The sequence below is a fragment of the Colwellia sp. C2M11 genome, assembly GCF_018860915.1.
Lineage (GTDB): Bacteria > Pseudomonadota > Gammaproteobacteria > Enterobacterales > Alteromonadaceae > Colwellia.
Genome location: NZ_JAHKQD010000024.1, coordinates 1 through 16,270, shown reverse-complemented (window position 1 = coordinate 16,270; position 16,270 = coordinate 1). Strand labels below are relative to the sequence as shown.

Below are 16,270 nucleotides of genomic sequence, written 5' to 3'. Positions count from 1 at the left end.
CAGTTGTATTAATGGATGGTGCAAGTTGGCATCAGGAACATCTTAGTGACGGTTATGATAATTTATCAATCATACATATTCCGCCTTATTCACCGGAGCTAAATCCGATAGAGCAAGTATGGTCATGGATAAGACAAAATGAAATAGCAAATCGTTGTTTTAAAGATTATGAAGATATCGTTGATAAGTGCTTGGAATCGATTTAGAAGTAGTAAGGAGAGAGTCTTATCACTCTGTCATCGGGAGTGGGCTAATGTGAACAGCTAATTATCGGAATTGGTATTACAATATTGTTGAACAGTGTTCAAAGGGATGGAAGAACTTCATAGGGGATATAGAAAGAGTAAAAAGTTTATGCACTAGAGATTGGACTAAACTGGTCGATTAATTAATCCGTTTGGTATTAGATCATACAACTATCACAACTAGTATAAATTGTACTTATAAAAAAGCAGTAGTATTAGTGTAAGGAAAATTAAATAAAAAAAAACCAGCTAAAGCTGGTTTTTTAAAATGACATAGAATTATTAACAATTAATCTTCTACTTGTCACTATTTTCACCTAGGTGATGGAATAATTAAGTAGTTTTCTTATCTGATAATAATTTATTAGCTGCTAACGCGTTCGTTAGCAACATCAATCAATGGTTTCGATCCAGTTTGTAACATTGCTAAGTTAGCAGAAACAACACTCTTTGGTAATTTTGAAATCATCAAAGATCCTGTTTCTACAGAACCGCTTGCTGATGCAAACTCTAATAAGTTCTTACCATTACACTGAATGCCGTCGAAAATACGACGAATCTTTAATTTATTCATTTTCAAAAATGAACGCATGCGTTTCTTGTCATCAGCAGCCACATACTCACATATACTTTGTGCTATGTTAGTAGCTTGTGCTTTAGGTGTCGATACAACAGACGTTAAAGTTAAAACAGTGATGGTTGAAGCTATTAATAATTTTTTCATTTTAGTAACCTTTATATAGATGGATTATTAAAAGAAAAAACCACGGGATGTACCTATGAACGAGGTGACTCCGCTGCCGTAGATTCTCCAGTATTAGAAAATCCCGTAGGCCGGTGGTTTTGCGTCGCATACTTTCATATGCTTTGCCTTTTCTTTGTCAAATAACATTATCTCTAATATTTTAAGGAAATGCAAATATCATTTAGCTTATTGTTATATAAAGAGATAATCTGTTGAAAAAATATTTATTTAGGAAAAAATTTTCATTATTTCAAGTTGAAACAATTTGCTTACAATTTGCTTACAATTTGTCTATATTATTATTACATAAGGGGAGGAGGGAATTTGTAATTCAGATGCTTTTTATCAAAGTATAACTATTTTAGGTTAAATAATTATACTTTGAATGCTATTCATACAAGCTAAGGGCTAGAACTGCATTTCAGGTGTATTTTCATTTACAACTAATTCACCTTCAGTTAGTTTTATTATTTCCTCTACCGATACGCCTGGTGCGCGCTCTAATAAATGAAATTTACCTTCTTTTATTTCTATATATGCTAAGTCTGTTAATACTTTTTTTATACACCCTTTTCCTGTTAAAGGTAGTGTACAGTTATTTAATAACTTAGATACGCCATGTTTTGATGCATGTGTCATGGTAACAATAATATTATCGGCACCAGCCACTAGATCCATTGCGCCACCCATACCTTTAATTAACTTTCCAGGGATCATATAGGAAGCAATATTGCCATTGACATCAACTTCAAATGCTCCTAGTACCGTTAAATCAACATGACCACCTCGGATCATGGCAAATGACTCGGCAGAATCAAAAAGAGAAGCACCTGTCGCCATGGTAACCGTTTGTTTACCTGCATTAATAAGATCGGCATCAATTTCTTCTTCAGTTGGAAATTGCCCCATCCCTAATAAGCCATTTTCAGACTGTAGCATAACTTCGATATCTTCAGGTACGTAATTAGCGACAAGGGTCGGAATACCTATGCCTAAATTAACGTAATAACCATCTTGAAGTTCTTGAGCTACACGTTGTGCAAGTTGTTCTCTTGAAAGAGCCATAATCTATCTCCTCTAGGGTTTCCGTTAACCTTATTGTTGTGGTATAGACAATAATAGTTAGCTATTCACCCGTTAATTATTATTTAATTTATTCTTATGAGCGAATAGTGCGCTGTTCAATCCGTTTTTCGAAGGTGCCTAAAATTAGTCTGTCGACATAAATTCCAGCAGTATGAATTTGATCAGGGTCTAGCTCACCAGGTTCGACTATTTCCTCTACTTCAACAACGGTTATTTTGCCTGCGGTTGCTGCCATTGGATTAAAATTACGTGCTGTTTTTCTAAAAACCAAGTTACCGTATCGGTCCGCTTTCCATGCTTTTACAATGGCGAAATCTCCAGTGATAGCTTCTTCTAGAATATAATGGCGACCGTTAAACTTTCTTTCTTCTTTCCCTACTGCAACAGGTGTTCCATAGCCTGTGGCGGTGAAAAAAGCGGGTATTCCTGCACCACCAGCACGCATTTTCTCTGCTAACGTTCCTTGTGGTGTTAACTCTACATCGAGCTCGCCGGCCATCATTTGACGCTCAAATTCAGCATTTTCACCAACATAAGAAGCAATGATTTTTTTTATCTGGCGATCAGGCAATAAAATTCCTAAGCCAAAATCATCAACACCACAGTTATTAGAAACTAATGTTAAACCTTTTGTACCTTTGCGTTTAATTTCCTGAATTAAGTTTTCAGGAATTCCACATAAGCCAAAACCACCTGCAATTACAGTCATGTTGTCAGTTAGGCCTGCCATGGCTTCTTCATAACTAGCAACTACTTTGTCAAATCCTGCCATTGTTTTCTCCTCGATGCTTTATTCGTTTATTATATTTTTTGCTAACATACTAAGTGTTTTTATTCGCTAAATAAGCATTTGATACTTTTGATATTGGCGCTTTAGCTAGTTTTTCGCTGATATACCAACCAGCTTCAAGCAATTTGGTAAAATCTATTCCTGTTTCTATACCTAAACCATTTAACATGTAAACAACATCTTCAGTAGCAACATTACCTGATGCACCTTTAGCATAAGGACAACCACCTAAACCTGCAATAGCACTATCGACGACCTTAATACCCATTTGAAGAGCTGCGTAAATATTGGTTAACGCTTGTCCATAGGTATCATGAAAATGTACCGCTAGCTTATTTATTGGTACATGAGCACTAACCGCTTGTATCATTTGTGTGACTTTAGCCGGTGTACCAACACCTATGGTATCGCCAAGAGATATTTCATAGCAGCCCATTTCGTAGAGTTTTTTAGCAACTTTAGCAACGTCTTCTGGTGCTATATCTCCCTCGTAAGGGCAGCCTAAAACACATGAAACGTAGCCCCTTACTTTTACGTTGGCTTGTTTCGCTGCATCCATAATAGGAATAAAACGTTCTAAGCTTTCTTTAATTGAGCAGTTAATATTTTTTTGGCTAAAGCTTTCTGACGCAGCACCAAAAATGGCTACTTCATTAACATTGACTGCCATCGCATTTTCAAACCCGCGTATATTAGGTGTAAGCGCAGCATAAGTGACATTATTCTTACGATTCAATGTTTTAAATACTTCAGTAGACGTTGCCATTTGTGGTACCCACTTAGGAGACACAAAACTGCCGCTTTCTACATAACTAACTCCTGCACTAACAAGTTTTTCTATTAAGCTGATTTTATCACTTGCGCTTATTAGCTTCGCTTCGTTTTGTAAGCCATCTCTTGGTCCTACTTCCACTATTTTTACTTGAGTAGGCATAAGAGGGGATAAGATGTTATTCATGCTAGCTCCTTATGCTTCATCATTGACATTTATCTGTTCGCTAAATGCCAATAACTCGGCTCCGCCATCAACCATATCGCCAGCTTGGAAGAATATTTCATTAATGATACCGTCACTGGGGGCTTTAATCGTATGTTCCATTTTCATTGCTTCCATAATAACTAGCGGTTGATTTTTACTAACGGTATCGCCAGCTTTTACTAATACACTAATCATGGTGCCATTCATTGGCGCGGTTAAACCACCATGTCCATTTTCATTATCATGTTGGCCACAATCAGGTAAAATATGAATAAAGTTGAATACACCATTTTCTCTGTATAAATTAATATTATTATTAATAAGACTGACCGTTGTTGTACTACGGTGACCATTGATCGTGGTAATGAGAAGGTCGTTATTTAGGCTACCTTGACAATTAAATTGCTTACCATTCACATTCAGTGAATAATTGACATCAGAGCCGTGGTTTTTTTGTTCAATTTCAACGTTATACTCCGTTTCGTTATGCGCTAGCACGAACGAATGTATATAAGGTTCATTTAAACGCCATGCATTGGCATTGTGCCAAGGTGAATTTGAATCACTACTTTTTAGCGCATCTTTTTGGGTTTTGTGTTGCCTTGTTAAGATGAGGTATAAAGCGGCGATTGGTAATTCGTTTTGTAATAGTTGTTGTTTATTCTTGAAAATAAGCTCATTATTTTTTTCAATAAAACTCGTGTCTATTTCTTCATCTATAAATGGTTGCGATGTTGCTAAGTTATAGAGGAAATCAATATTCGTTGTTACACCATTGATACGATATTCGCTTAATGCTTTGCTCAAACGTGTTAGTGCTTTTTCACGATTCTCATCCCATACAATTAATTTTGCGATCATAGGATCGTAATAAACACTTACCTCATCTCCTTGACGAACACCGGTATCAATACGGACATGCTTACTTTCAACAGGCGTTTGCAATAAGCTTAGCTTACCTGTTGCCGGAAGAAAGTCTTTATTAGGATCTTCGGCATAAATACGGGCTTCAAAAGCATGTCCATTGAGCACTAGTTGCTCTTGCGTTTTAGGTAAGATTTCACCAGCGGCAACACGCAATTGCCATTCGACTAAATCTTGGCCACTAATCATTTCAGTGACTGGATGCTCAACCTGTAGACGAGTATTCATTTCCATAAAATAGAAAGAACCATCAACATCAAGTAAAAACTCAACCGTACCAGCACCTTGATAACCAATCGCTTGAGCTGACTTTATTGCAGACTCACCCATCTGTGCACGTAACTCTTCACTCATACCAAAAGCCGGGGCTTCTTCAATCACTTTTTGGTGACGACGTTGTACCGAACAATCTCGTTCGAATAAGTAAACAGCATTGTTGTGGTTATCACAAAAAACTTGAATTTCAACATGACGAGGCTGAGTTAGATATTTCTCTACTAACATAGTATCGTCACCAAAAGATGACATTGCTTCTCGTTTTGCTGCCGCGAGGCCTTCTGCAAACTCTTGTTCGTTCCATACTTGGCGCATACCTTTACCACCACCGCCAGCGGTCGCTTTTAATAATACTGGATAGCCCATATCATCAGCAGCTTTTTTAATTACTTCATTTGATTGGTCGTCACCATGGTAGCCAGGTACTAAAGGTACGTTGGCTTTTTCCATAATGTTTTTAGCGGCTGACTTTGACCCCATAGCTTCTATTGCAGCTACCGGTGGACCAATAAAGGTAATGTTTTGCTTAGCACAAGAACGACAGAAATCGGCATTTTCAGAGAGGAAACCATAACCAGGGTGAATTGCCTGTGCGCCTGTTTGAATTGCAGCAGCAATAACATTATCGCCTAAAAGGTAGCTCTCACGTGATGGTGAAGGACCTATATAAATAGCTTCATCGGCCATTTGTACATGTAAGGCATTTTTGTCTGCGTCTGAATAAATAGCCACGGTTAAAACGCCCATACTTTTCGCTGTTTTTATAATACGACAGGCAATTTCACCACGATTAGCAATTAATATTTTATTGAACATGTTATTTCCTCTTGAATTCAGGCCTATAAATAAATGCCATTAATACTTTTTATTTTTGCCAGTTTGGCAAACGTTTTTCAAAAAAAGCATTTAAGCCTTCTTGACCTTCTTCTGATACTCTGATCGCAGCTATTCGCTCACTGGTATTTGTTAGTAACGCATCATCTACGGTTTTAAACGCAACGTCTTGACTGAGTTTTTTTGCTTTTCGTCTAGCTTGACTACCATTAGCAAGTAATATTGTTATCATTCTTTTGACTTCATTGGTTAAGTCATCAGGATCAACAATTTCATCAACTAAGCCCAATTGTTGTGCTTTTTCACTGAAAAATCGCTCTGCGGTTTGAAAGTAACGACGACTCGCCTTTAACCCGATAGCATCGACAACATAAGGACTGATAGTTGCAGGAATAAGACCTAATTTAACTTCACTTAAACAGAAGCTTGCTTTAGTGCTCGCAATAACAATATCGCAACAACTTGCTAAACCTACTGCACCACCAAAAGCTGCACCCTGAATTTTGGCTATTGTTGTTTGTGGTAGGAAATTTAATGCTTTTAACATTTGGGCTAGGGCGTTAGCATCTTTCAAGTTATCCTGATAAGAATAGCTGGCCATACGTTTCATCCAACCTAGGTCGGCACCCGCACTAAAGCTTTTTCCGTTTGATGCTAGGACCGTGATACTAATGTCTTCGCGCTTACTAATATCATTAAATATAGTTGTTAATTGTTTTATGATTTCATCATCGAAAGCATTGTGTTTATCTGGATTATTTAAAGTAACGGTAGCAACACCTTGCTCATCTACCGCAAATAAAACTTTTTCATTAGGTGTGTTCATATTAATGCGCCTTATTTTTCTCTTAACACCAGTATTACATTCTAAAGATGCCAAACTTAGTATCATCAATTGGGGAGTTTAGTGCGGCTGAAATAGCTAAGCCTAATACTTGACGAGTATCAGCAGGATCTATAATGCCATCATCCCATAATCGTGCTGAAGCAAAGTAAGGGTGACCTTGATGTTCATAATTATCAATAATTGGCTGTTTAAAGGCTTGTTCGTCTGATTCACTCCAAGTTTCACCCAACTTTTCTTTTTTATCACGTGTTACTTGTGCCATAACACCCGCAGCTTGTTCGCCACCCATGACGGAGATGCGTGCATTTGGCCACATAAATAAGAAACGAGGATCGTAAGCTCTACCACACATACCATAGTTACCGGCACCAAAGCTGCCACCTATCAGAATAGTAAATTTAGGTACTTGTGCTGTTGCAACAGCCGTGACCATTTTGGCACCATGTTTTGCTATACCACCTGACTCATATTGTTTACCTACCATAAAACCGGTGATGTTTTGTAAAAATATCAGTGGAATTTTTCGTTGAGCACATAATTGAATAAAATGCGCACCTTTCTCGGCTGATTCACCAAAGAGCACTCCATTATTGGCGACAATTCCAATGGGATAGCCGAATATATTAGCGAAGCCACATACTAGGGTATTACCATAGAGTGCTTTAAATTCATGGAATTCACTGGCATCCACAAGGCGAGCAATAATTTCTCGTACGTCATAAGGTTGGCGAGTATCTTTTGGAATAATGCCGTAAATATCTTCGCTAGGGTATTCAGGCTCAACAACTTCTTGTATATCAATATTGATAGGCTTTATGTTATTTAAATTTTTAATAGCAGAGCGTGCAATCTCAAGTGCATGATGATCATTTTGTGCATAGTGATCGGTAACACCTGAAGTGCGACAATGTACATCTGCACCACCTAAATCTTCAGCACTAACAACTTCGCCTGTTGCTGCTTTAACAAGGGGAGGTCCGGCTAAAAATATTGTGCCTTGTTCTTTAACAATAATAGATTCATCAGCCATTGCTGGCACATAAGCACCCCCTGCAGTACATGAACCCATAACAACCGCAATTTGTGGGATGTTTTTAGCTGACATATTGGCTTGATTAAAGAAAATACGTCCAAAATGTTCCTTGTCTGGAAAAACATCATCTTGATTTGGTAAGTTAGCTCCGCCAGAATCTACTAAATAAATACAAGGAAGATTATTTTCTTGTGCGATAGCCTGTGCTCTAAGGTGCTTTTTTACTGTTAGTGGATAATATGTGCCACCTTTTACGGTGGCGTCATTAGCAACTATTACACATTCTTGACCGCTAACACGACCAATGCCAGTGATAATACCTGCACTAGGCACATCATCATCATAAACTTTGTAAGCGGCGAGTTGTGAGAACTCTAAAAAGGCAGCGCCCTCATCAATTAATGCATTGACGCGATCACGAGGTAATAATTTTCCTCGGCTAAGATGGCGCTCGCGAGAACGTTCGCCACCACCCAGTTTTATTTCACTAATCTTTGCACGTAAATCATCAATTTGTGCTTGCATGTGAGCAGCATTATCTAAGAAATCTTGACTGCGAGTGTTTATTTTTGAAATTATTTTTGCCACGGGAAAGCCTTATTATTTAACGAAGTAGTTGGATTAATTAACAATAAAACAAATGATTACTTTGATTCGTTGAACAACTCACGCCCGATCAGCATTCTTCGAATTTCTGACGTACCGGCGCCAATTTCATAAAGTTTAGCGTCACGTAATAAACGTCCTGCAGGAAATTCATTGATATAGCCATTGCCGCCAAGTAATTGAATTGTATCGAGCGCCATTTTGGTGGCTAGCTCTGCTGCATACAAAATAACGGCAGCGGAATCCTTACGTGTCGTTTCACCGCGATCACAGGCTGCTGCAACCATATAAGCGTATGATTTTGCGGCATTCATTTGCGTATACATGTCAGCCACTTTACCTTGTACTAATTGAAATTCTCCAATTGATTGGCCAAATTGTTTTCTGTCATGGATATAAGGTACGACTAAATCCATGCAAGCATCCATAATGCCTAACGAACCACCAGATAAAACAACACGTTCATAATCTAAACCTGACATTAGCACACGCACACCTTTACCTTCATGACCTAAGATGTTTTCTGCAGGCACTTCACAATCTTGAAATACGAGTTCACAAGTATTAGAGCCACGCATGCCTAATTTATCGAGTTTTTGATGACGGGAAAATCCTGGGTAGTCACGTTCAACGATAAAAGCAGTAATTCCTTTTGAACCTGCACTAGTATCTGTTTTAGCGTAAATCACATAAACATCAGCATCTGGACCATTGGTAATCCACATTTTATTGCCATTAAGAATATATTTATCACCATCTTTCCTAGCAGAGAGCTTCATACTAACAACATCACTACCCGCGTTAGGCTCGCTCATCGCCAATGCGCCGATATGTTCGCCAGTACAAAGTTTAGGAAGGTACTTTAGTTTTTGTTCATGGGATCCATTTTTGCGCAGTTGGTTTAAACATAAATTAGACATAGCGCCATAACTTAAGCCGACAGAAGCAGAAGCTCTACTAATTTCTTGCATAGCAACGATATGCTCTAAGTAACCTAAGCCAGAGCCGCCATATTCTTCTTCAACGGTCATCCCTAATAACCCCATGTCACCAAATTTTCGCCATAAATCACTTGGAAATTCATTATCTATGTCTATTTGTTCGGCGCGTGGTGCGATTTCATCACGAGCAAAAGCATTCACTTGATCGCGTATCATATCGACGGTTTCGCCTAAGTTAAAATTAAGTGAGCTAAATGAAGAGATCATAGATTTTTCCTTTTTTAATTTGGTTAACTAAAGTGGTTTATTTATTATTAGTGTTTTTCTATTTTGTTAATTTCGTTAAAATGTTTTGACAATTTTCTTCTAAATCATTTAGCTCAATTAATACATCGTTAATATCAGCAAGTTGTTGTTCTAATGATTTTTTTTTGCTTGCGATTAATTCCATCATACTTGATAACTGTTTTGCACTAGACTTATCAGCGTCATACAGTTCAAATAATTTTCCTGTTTCAGCTAATGAGAAGCCTAGGCGTTTACCACGTAATATTAATTTAAGCCTAACTCTATCTCTTTGGTTATAAATGCGAGTTTGTCCCTTACGTGAAGGCATAAGTAAGCCTTGATCCTCATAAAAACGAATACTTCGCGTAGTAATATCAAACTCTTTTGATAATTCTCCAATCGAGTAGTTAGTCTGATTTGGTTTGTTTTTTATATTCATCTGGTATTGATTACTTGCAATTATTGTTAAAATAACTCTACAGGAAGTTTACGTTAACGTAAAGTGGGTTTTTAAGTAATGTCATCATAATATTTAAAATTAGTTTTAATGTTAGCTTAGTTATTTGGGTTTGAGCTTTTTGTACTCTTTGTTTTACACACAGTAACGAAATAAATACGACATTGTAAATAAGAGTAAAGACTAGTACTAAAGTTTACGTTGGCGTAAACGTTATATTGTTGTAGGCTATTTAGCTTAATATTATTAAAGTTTATATCATCTTTCTTATTTTGGAGATTATCATGTCACAAAGTGATCCTATTGTAATTGTTTCAGCATTAAGAACGCCTATGGGTGGTTTTAGCGGCTGTTTTTCAAATGTTACAGCACCAGAGCTTGGTGCAACTGCGATAAAAGCTGCTGTAGCTCAAGCGAAATTAAATAATGATCAAGTCGATGAGGTAATCATGGGGTGTGTTTTACCCGCAGGTTTAAAGCAGGCTCCTGCGAGACAAGCAGCTATTGCCGCCGATTTATCTTTATCGACGGTTTGTACCACTATTAATAAAGTGTGTGGTTCAGGTATGAAAGCAGCTATGCAAGCTCATGATGGGCTACTTGCGGGCTCAATTGAAGTTGCCGTTGCTGGCGGGATGGAAAGTATGAGTAATGCTCCTTATCTTCTACCCAATGCTAGATCTGGGATGCGAATGGGGCATGGTCAAGTAATCGATCATATGATGCTTGATGGTTTAGAAAATGCCTATGATGGTATTTCTATGGGCTGCTTTGCACAAGAAACTGCTGATGAGGCAGGTTTTAGTCGTGAAGCGATGGATGAGTTTGCTATCCGCTCTTTATCTCGTGCTAACGCAGCGATTGAGTCAGGCGCTTTTAAAAATGAAATAGCACCCGTCACTGTTATAAATAGACGACAAGAAACTATCATAGATACAGATGAACAACCGGGTAATGCTCGCCCAGAAAAAATACCTTCATTAAGAGCCGCTTTCAAAAAAGATGGAACAATAACTGCGGCGAATTCTAGTTCAATTTCTGATGGTGGTGCAGCACTAGTTATGATGAAGCTATCAACTGCGCAAGCGCATGGTTTAACGCCGCTTTGTAAAATAGTGGCCCACGCTACTCATGCACAAAAACCAGCTGAATTTACGGCGGCACCTGTAGGTGCAATGACAAAATTATTAGAAAAAGCAGGTTGGGCAGCAGATGATGTTGATTTATTTGAAATCAATGAAGCGTTTGCAATGGTAACTATGCTCGCGGTTAAAGAGATGAGTTTAGATATTAATAAAGTTAATGTTCATGGTGGAGCATGCGCATTAGGTCATCCACTAGGTGCTAGTGGGGCACGCATTATGGTTACTCTGATTCATGCTTTAAAAAATAAAGGCTTATCCAAAGGTGTTGCTTCTTTATGCATTGGCGGTGGTGAAGCAACGGCCATTGCTTTGGAAATGTTATAATTAATTAGGAAATATTATGAATTTTGACTTAACTGAAGATCAACAAATGTTTTCTGATACCGCTAAGCAATTTAGTGATAGTGAATTATTACCTAATAGTGCTAAATGGGATCAAGAAAGTATTTTCCCAAAAGACGTTATTGCTAAAGCTGGTGAATTAGGCTTCTGCTCTTTATATACACCTGAATCAGCAGGGGGGTTAAATCTAAGCCGTCTAGATTCCTCTATAATTTTTGAACAATTAGCTATGGGGTGTACGGCTACCACTGCCATGATGACTATTCATAATATGGCAACATGGATGATAGCAACCTGGGGCAAGGACTCTATAAAGGATACCTGGTGTCCATCATTAGTCACAGGTGAAAAGCTTGCTTCTTATTGTTTAACCGAGCCGGGGGCTGGATCTGATTCGGCTTCATTAAGAACATCAGCAAAAAAAGAGGGTGATAATTATATCATCAATGGCTCTAAAGTTTTTATTTCGGGGGCCGGCGCTACAGATGTTTTAGTTGTAATGGTACGTACCGGTGGCGAAGGTCCTAAAGGTATTTCAGCAATTGTTATCCCTGCTAATTTAGATGGTATTATTTATGGTAAAGCTGAACACAAGCTTGGCTGGAATGCTCAACCTACGCGTCAAATTACCTTTGATAATGTAAAAGTTCCTATTGAGAATTTGTTAGGTGATGAAGGTGACGGTTTTTCAATGGCAATGAAAGGTCTTGATGGTGGTCGTATTAATATTGCAACTTGTTCTATTGGCACGGCACAGCAAGCTTTAAACATTTCAATGGAATATATGAAAGAAAGAGAGCAATTTGGTAAACCTATTGCTGCTTTTCAAGGCTTACAGTTTAAATTAGCGGATATGGCAACGGAATTAGTTGCTGCACGTCAATTGGTAAGATTAGCGGCTTATAAATTAGATAAAAATGATCCAGAGAAGACAGCTTATTGTGCCATGGCAAAACGTTTTGCCACAGATATTGGTTTTCAAGTTTGCGATGCTGCACTGCAAATTCATGGTGGTTATGGTTATATTAAAGAATACCCATTAGAACGACATTTTAGAGATGTGCGTGTCCATCAAATTCTTGAAGGTACGAATGAAATCATGCGTGTCATTATAGCTCGTCGCTTATTAGCTGAAGCTGCTGGACAACTGCTTTAATGAATTTTTAAGACTAAATAGTACTTAAAAAATAAGCTATGGCTCGGGATCGAAAAGTAAGTAGGAATTTTATATGACTCAAGTAGTAAATTTTCATGAACTTAATTGTGATAATGGTAAGACAATAGCGGTAATTACCTTAAATTCACCAAAATCATTAAACGCGTTAAGCGCTGACATGATCGAGTTACTCTATCCAAAATTAAAGCAGTGGCAAACACAAGAAAATATTGCTGCTATTTTTTTACAAGGTGAAGGAGAAAAAGCTTTTTGTGCTGGTGGTGACATCGTACATATGTATCAAGCGATGAAAAAACTAGAAACGCAAGAAAATTCAGATGGTTATTCTTCAGAAGTAATAGAGTATTTTACCAAAGAATATCAACTAGATTACCTTATCCATACTTTCAATAAACCTTTTATCGTATGGGGAAGTGGCATTGTTATGGGAGGAGGGCTAGGGCTAATGGTTGGTGGTAGCCATCGCGTAGTGACTGAGAGTTCTCGCATTGCAATGCCTGAAATCAATATTGGTCTTTATCCTGATGTGGGAGGAAGTTATTTTTTAAATCGTATGCCAGATAGCTGTGGGTTATTTTTAGGCATTACTGGCGCCTCTATCAATGCAGCCGACGCTAAATATTGTCATTTAGCAGATTATTTTGTGGCAAATGATAATAAAGATGCATTTATAAAGCTGTTAACTCAACTAGATTGGCAAGAGTCTTCAAAAGCTAACCATGAAAGTCTTACTAATCTTTTGTTAAGTTTCGAGCAAGACTCAGCGAGTTACTTACCTGATAGTAAACTTAAGGAGCACAAGGCCTTAATTAATCAAGTGACTAGTTTTGATAACCTTAATGATATTGTCAAAAGTATATTAACTGCTGAATGTGAAGACAAATGGTTTAATCGAGCACAAAAATCATTAGCGCATGGTAGCGCTTTGAGTGCCTCTATTGCATATAGACAGCTGCAAGTAGGTAAATCATTATCTTTGGCTGACTGTTTCCGAATGGAGTTAAACCTGTCCGCTAAATCAGGCAAGTTTGGTGAATTTGTTGAAGGTGTACGAGCACTTCTTATTGATAAAGATAATTCCCCTCAATGGCATTTTGACTCTGTTGTTACTGTTGATAATAAAGTAGTGGATTGGTTTTTTGAATCTAAGTGGGCAAAAGAAGAGCACCCGCTAGTCAATTTAGGCCTTTAGTTATTGAGAAATAAACGACTTAAGGTTTAGTTACTAGGAATAAATTCAAAAGAATAAAATGTTAAATACTGTTTATTTCAAAAACTATCATTATAAAAATATAAGGAAAGAACAATGGCAAATATAGCATTTATCGGTTTAGGTAATATGGGGAGCCCTATGGCGATTAACTTAGTTAAAGCAGGACATCAAGTTTGTGTCTTCGATTTATCTGAGCCTGCTGTAGCGCAAGTTGTTGATGAAGGTGCAACGACTAAAGCAAGTGCAATAGAGTGTGTCAAAAATGCTCAATTTATTGTTTCTATGCTACCTGCAGGAAAGCATGTTGATGGGGTCTATTTATCACCTGAAACCGGGTTAATTAACCATATTGAAAAAGGCAGTATAGTTATTGATTCTTCAACTATAGATGCTGCAACATCACGTAAAGTAGCTTCAGCATTAGCAGGCCAAGGTATTAATTTTGTTGATGCTCCAGTATCTGGTGGCGTTGGCGGTGCAGTTGCTGGCACATTAAGCTTTATGGTGGGAGGATCTATTGATGAGTTTAACCAAGTAGAGCCCATTTTAAAAACTATGGGTAAAAATATTTTCCATGCAGGTGATCATGGCTCAGGGCAAATAGCCAAAGCCTGTAATAATATGTTGTTGTCTGTATTAATGATTGGTACGAGTGAAGCATTACAATTAGGTTTAGCAAATGGGCTAGATGCGAAGGTTTTATCTAACATTATGAGTGAAAGTTCAGGCAGTAATTGGACATTAGATGTTTATAATCCGTGCCCGGATGTAATGGAAAATGTTCCCTCATCAAACGATTATAAAGGTGGATTTATGGTTGACTTGATGGCAAAAGACTTAGGTTTAGCTATGGATACAGCAGTTGATAGTCAATCATCAACTCCTATGGGGGCATTAGCACGTAATTTGTATGTAATGCATGCGGCGTCGGGTAATGGTGGAAAGGACTTCTCCAGCATATTTAACCTATTTAACAAATAACTATTAATAAAGTATAAATAGAGAATATTATGAACTTAGAGAATAAAACAATTGTCATTACTGGTGGTGGTCAAGGTCTAGGCCGTACAATGGCAATTAACTTTGCTCAAGATGGAGCCAATATTGCACTGATTGATTTAAATGAAGCATTATTACAAGAAACAGTTGCACTTATTGAAGAAAAAGGCGTAACAGTTAAATACTATTTAGCAAATGTAAGTAATGAAGAGCAAGTTGAATCGACATTTAAAAAAATTAATGAAGACTTTAATGGTATCGATGGCTTAATTAACAATGCAGGTATCTTGAGAGATGGTATGTTTGTTAAAGCTAAAGATGGTGTAGTAAGTAAAAAAATGTCATTAGCGCAATTCCAATCTGTTATTGATGTAAATCTAACGGGTGTTTTTCTGTGTGGTAGAGAAGCTGCAGTGCATATGATTGAGTCTGGTCGTAAAGGTGTCATTATTAATATGTCATCAATCGCACGTGGTGGAAACATAGGACAAACTAATTATGCTGCAGCAAAAGCTGGTGTGGTTGCTATGACAACAACATGGGCAAGAGAGTTAGGGCGACATGGTATTCGTGTTGGTGCAATAGCACCCGGTGTTATACGTACAGCTATGACTGATGCGATGAAACCGGAAATGCGAGATAGATTAGAAAAAATGAAACCTGTTGGGCGTCTAGGCGAAGCAGAGGAGATTGCACATACTGCAAAATACATTTTTGAAAATGAATTTTTCAGTGGCAGAGTGGTAGAAGTTGATGGTGGGCTGGCAATGTAAATCAATAATGTCATAATTCTGAGTGTTTTTTGTTTTAATTGAATAAGCTTTAAACACTTAAACATTAATTGATAAATAAAAGCAAAAATAATGATATTTATGCTTGACCCAGTAAGAGAATTCTATACAATGCGCTCCAGTTCCAAGGGGTTCAGGCAAAACGAATCATCAACGGGCTGTTTTAATAAGTTATCTACTTTCATTTGATGCTAAATAGTTAACTTAACGTTTACTTTTGATTTAAGTAATGAAGTGTTTAAGAGTTTGCAAAAACTTTTAAAAATATCAAAATAAAATGTTGACATTAAAACTCGGAAGCGTATGATACGCATCCTGCTTCGGGGCAACAGCAACGAGCAACACGATTAAAGTTAGGCATTAACTTAGTTAATAGTTCAACTTAAATCGTTTAGGTGAAGAGCGAATGCGACTCTCATCTATATCGACTAATCCAGTTACTCGATATCTTCTTTAACAATTAGTTATCATGCAATTTGTGTGAATACTCACATTAACTTGTTTTTACATAGTTCTTCTTTCTTAGGAAAGCGGAACAAAAAAACGCTTAAT

Annotated in this window: 14 protein-coding genes, 1 pseudogene and 1 riboswitch; of the genes and pseudogenes, 6 read left to right on the top strand and 9 right to left on the bottom strand. The window is 37.5% G+C overall.

Annotation, left to right across the window (positions count from 1 at the left end; all coding sequences use genetic code 11):
- Window positions 1-267 (top strand): annotated as a pseudogene (locus KO509_RS07720) (transposase); the annotation flags it as partial.
- Window positions 268-609: 342 nt separating this feature from the next.
- Here KO509_RS07720 and KO509_RS07715 read toward each other — a convergent pair.
- The 9 genes from KO509_RS07715 to KO509_RS07675 all read right to left on the bottom strand — a co-directional run bounded on the left by KO509_RS07715 (window position 610) and on the right by KO509_RS07675 (window position 10,033).
- Window positions 610-969, bottom strand: coding sequence for a DUF3718 domain-containing protein (locus tag KO509_RS07715; RefSeq protein WP_215972706.1), 360 nt, complete (start codon window positions 967-969; stop codon window positions 610-612).
- Between the two features lie 60 nt (window positions 970-1,029).
- Window positions 1,030-1,127, bottom strand: a riboswitch (cyclic di-GMP riboswitch).
- A gap of 271 nt (window positions 1,128-1,398) precedes the next feature.
- Entirely contained in the window at window positions 1,399-2,055 is a 657-nt protein-coding gene (locus KO509_RS07710) for a 3-oxoacid CoA-transferase subunit B (protein WP_215972705.1), read from the bottom strand.
- 94 nt (window positions 2,056-2,149) lie between these two features.
- Window positions 2,150-2,848, bottom strand: coding sequence for a CoA transferase subunit A (locus tag KO509_RS07705; RefSeq protein ID WP_215972704.1), 699 nt, complete (start codon window positions 2,846-2,848; stop codon window positions 2,150-2,152).
- A 49-nt stretch (window positions 2,849-2,897) separates the two neighbouring features.
- Window positions 2,898-3,824 (bottom strand): hydroxymethylglutaryl-CoA lyase, encoded by a 927-nt coding sequence (locus KO509_RS07700; RefSeq protein ID WP_289847532.1) that lies wholly within the window; start codon window positions 3,822-3,824, stop codon window positions 2,898-2,900.
- Window positions 3,825-3,833: 9 nt separating this feature from the next.
- Window positions 3,834-5,861, bottom strand: coding sequence for an acetyl/propionyl/methylcrotonyl-CoA carboxylase subunit alpha (locus tag KO509_RS07695; RefSeq protein ID WP_215972703.1), 2,028 nt, complete (start codon window positions 5,859-5,861; stop codon window positions 3,834-3,836).
- 49 nt (window positions 5,862-5,910) lie between these two features.
- Window positions 5,911-6,705, bottom strand: coding sequence for an enoyl-CoA hydratase/isomerase family protein (locus KO509_RS07690; protein ID WP_215972702.1), 795 nt, complete (start codon window positions 6,703-6,705; stop codon window positions 5,911-5,913).
- Window positions 6,706-6,739: 34 nt separating this feature from the next.
- Entirely contained in the window at window positions 6,740-8,347 is a 1,608-nt protein-coding gene (locus tag KO509_RS07685) for a carboxyl transferase domain-containing protein (protein WP_215972701.1), read from the bottom strand.
- Window positions 8,348-8,403: 56 nt separating this feature from the next.
- Entirely contained in the window at window positions 8,404-9,573 is a 1,170-nt protein-coding gene (locus tag KO509_RS07680; RefSeq protein ID WP_215972700.1) for an isovaleryl-CoA dehydrogenase, read from the bottom strand.
- 58 nt (window positions 9,574-9,631) lie between these two features.
- Window positions 9,632-10,033 carry a MerR family DNA-binding transcriptional regulator gene (locus KO509_RS07675; protein ID WP_215972699.1) on the bottom strand — a complete coding sequence of 134 codons (402 nt, stop codon included), beginning with the start codon at window positions 10,031-10,033 and terminating at the stop codon, window positions 9,632-9,634.
- 302 nt (window positions 10,034-10,335) lie between these two features.
- Here KO509_RS07675 and KO509_RS07670 point away from each other — a divergent pair, with 302 nt between their 5' ends.
- From KO509_RS07670 to KO509_RS07650, 5 genes are all read left to right on the top strand, one after another.
- On the top strand, window positions 10,336-11,520 hold the full coding sequence (locus KO509_RS07670) for an acetyl-CoA C-acyltransferase (RefSeq protein ID WP_215972698.1): 1,185 nt from the start codon (window positions 10,336-10,338) through the stop codon (window positions 11,518-11,520).
- Window positions 11,521-11,536: 16 nt separating this feature from the next.
- Window positions 11,537-12,694, top strand: coding sequence for an acyl-CoA dehydrogenase family protein (locus KO509_RS07665; RefSeq protein WP_215972697.1), 1,158 nt, complete (start codon window positions 11,537-11,539; stop codon window positions 12,692-12,694).
- A 73-nt stretch (window positions 12,695-12,767) separates the two neighbouring features.
- Complete coding sequence (locus tag KO509_RS07660) at window positions 12,768-13,907, top strand: enoyl-CoA hydratase/isomerase family protein (protein WP_215972696.1); 1,140 nt, start codon at window positions 12,768-12,770, stop codon at window positions 13,905-13,907.
- Window positions 13,908-14,021: 114 nt separating this feature from the next.
- The gene (gene mmsB / locus KO509_RS07655) at window positions 14,022-14,909 is read left to right on the top strand and encodes a 3-hydroxyisobutyrate dehydrogenase (protein ID WP_215972695.1); all 888 of its coding nucleotides are present in this window, start codon (window positions 14,022-14,024) and stop codon (window positions 14,907-14,909) included.
- Between the two features lie 29 nt (window positions 14,910-14,938).
- Complete coding sequence (locus KO509_RS07650) at window positions 14,939-15,700, top strand: SDR family oxidoreductase (protein WP_215972694.1); 762 nt, start codon at window positions 14,939-14,941, stop codon at window positions 15,698-15,700.
- Window positions 15,701-16,270: the final 570 nt, after the last annotated feature.

Coding starts and splice junctions, on each gene's coding strand:
- KO509_RS07690 (WP_215972702.1), bottom strand. CDS start 6,705: ATGAACACACCTAATGAAAAAGTTTTATTTGCGGTAGATGAGCAAGGT.
- mmsB (WP_215972695.1), top strand. CDS start 14,022: ATGGCAAATATAGCATTTATCGGTTTAGGTAATATGGGGAGCCCTATG.
- KO509_RS07695 (WP_215972703.1), bottom strand. CDS start 5,861: ATGTTCAATAAAATATTAATTGCTAATCGTGGTGAAATTGCCTGTCGT.
- KO509_RS07670 (WP_215972698.1), top strand. CDS start 10,336: ATGTCACAAAGTGATCCTATTGTAATTGTTTCAGCATTAAGAACGCCT.
- KO509_RS07675 (WP_215972699.1), bottom strand. CDS start 10,033: ATGAATATAAAAAACAAACCAAATCAGACTAACTACTCGATTGGAGAA.
- KO509_RS07680 (WP_215972700.1), bottom strand. CDS start 9,573: ATGATCTCTTCATTTAGCTCACTTAATTTTAACTTAGGCGAAACCGTC.
- KO509_RS07660 (WP_215972696.1), top strand. CDS start 12,768: ATGACTCAAGTAGTAAATTTTCATGAACTTAATTGTGATAATGGTAAG.
- KO509_RS07650 (WP_215972694.1), top strand. CDS start 14,939: ATGAACTTAGAGAATAAAACAATTGTCATTACTGGTGGTGGTCAAGGT.
- KO509_RS07705 (WP_215972704.1), bottom strand. CDS start 2,848: ATGGCAGGATTTGACAAAGTAGTTGCTAGTTATGAAGAAGCCATGGCA.
- KO509_RS07715 (WP_215972706.1), bottom strand. CDS start 969: ATGAAAAAATTATTAATAGCTTCAACCATCACTGTTTTAACTTTAACG.
- KO509_RS07710 (WP_215972705.1), bottom strand. CDS start 2,055: ATGGCTCTTTCAAGAGAACAACTTGCACAACGTGTAGCTCAAGAACTT.
- KO509_RS07665 (WP_215972697.1), top strand. CDS start 11,537: ATGAATTTTGACTTAACTGAAGATCAACAAATGTTTTCTGATACCGCT.
- KO509_RS07700 (WP_289847532.1), bottom strand. CDS start 3,824: ATGAATAACATCTTATCCCCTCTTATGCCTACTCAAGTAAAAATAGTG.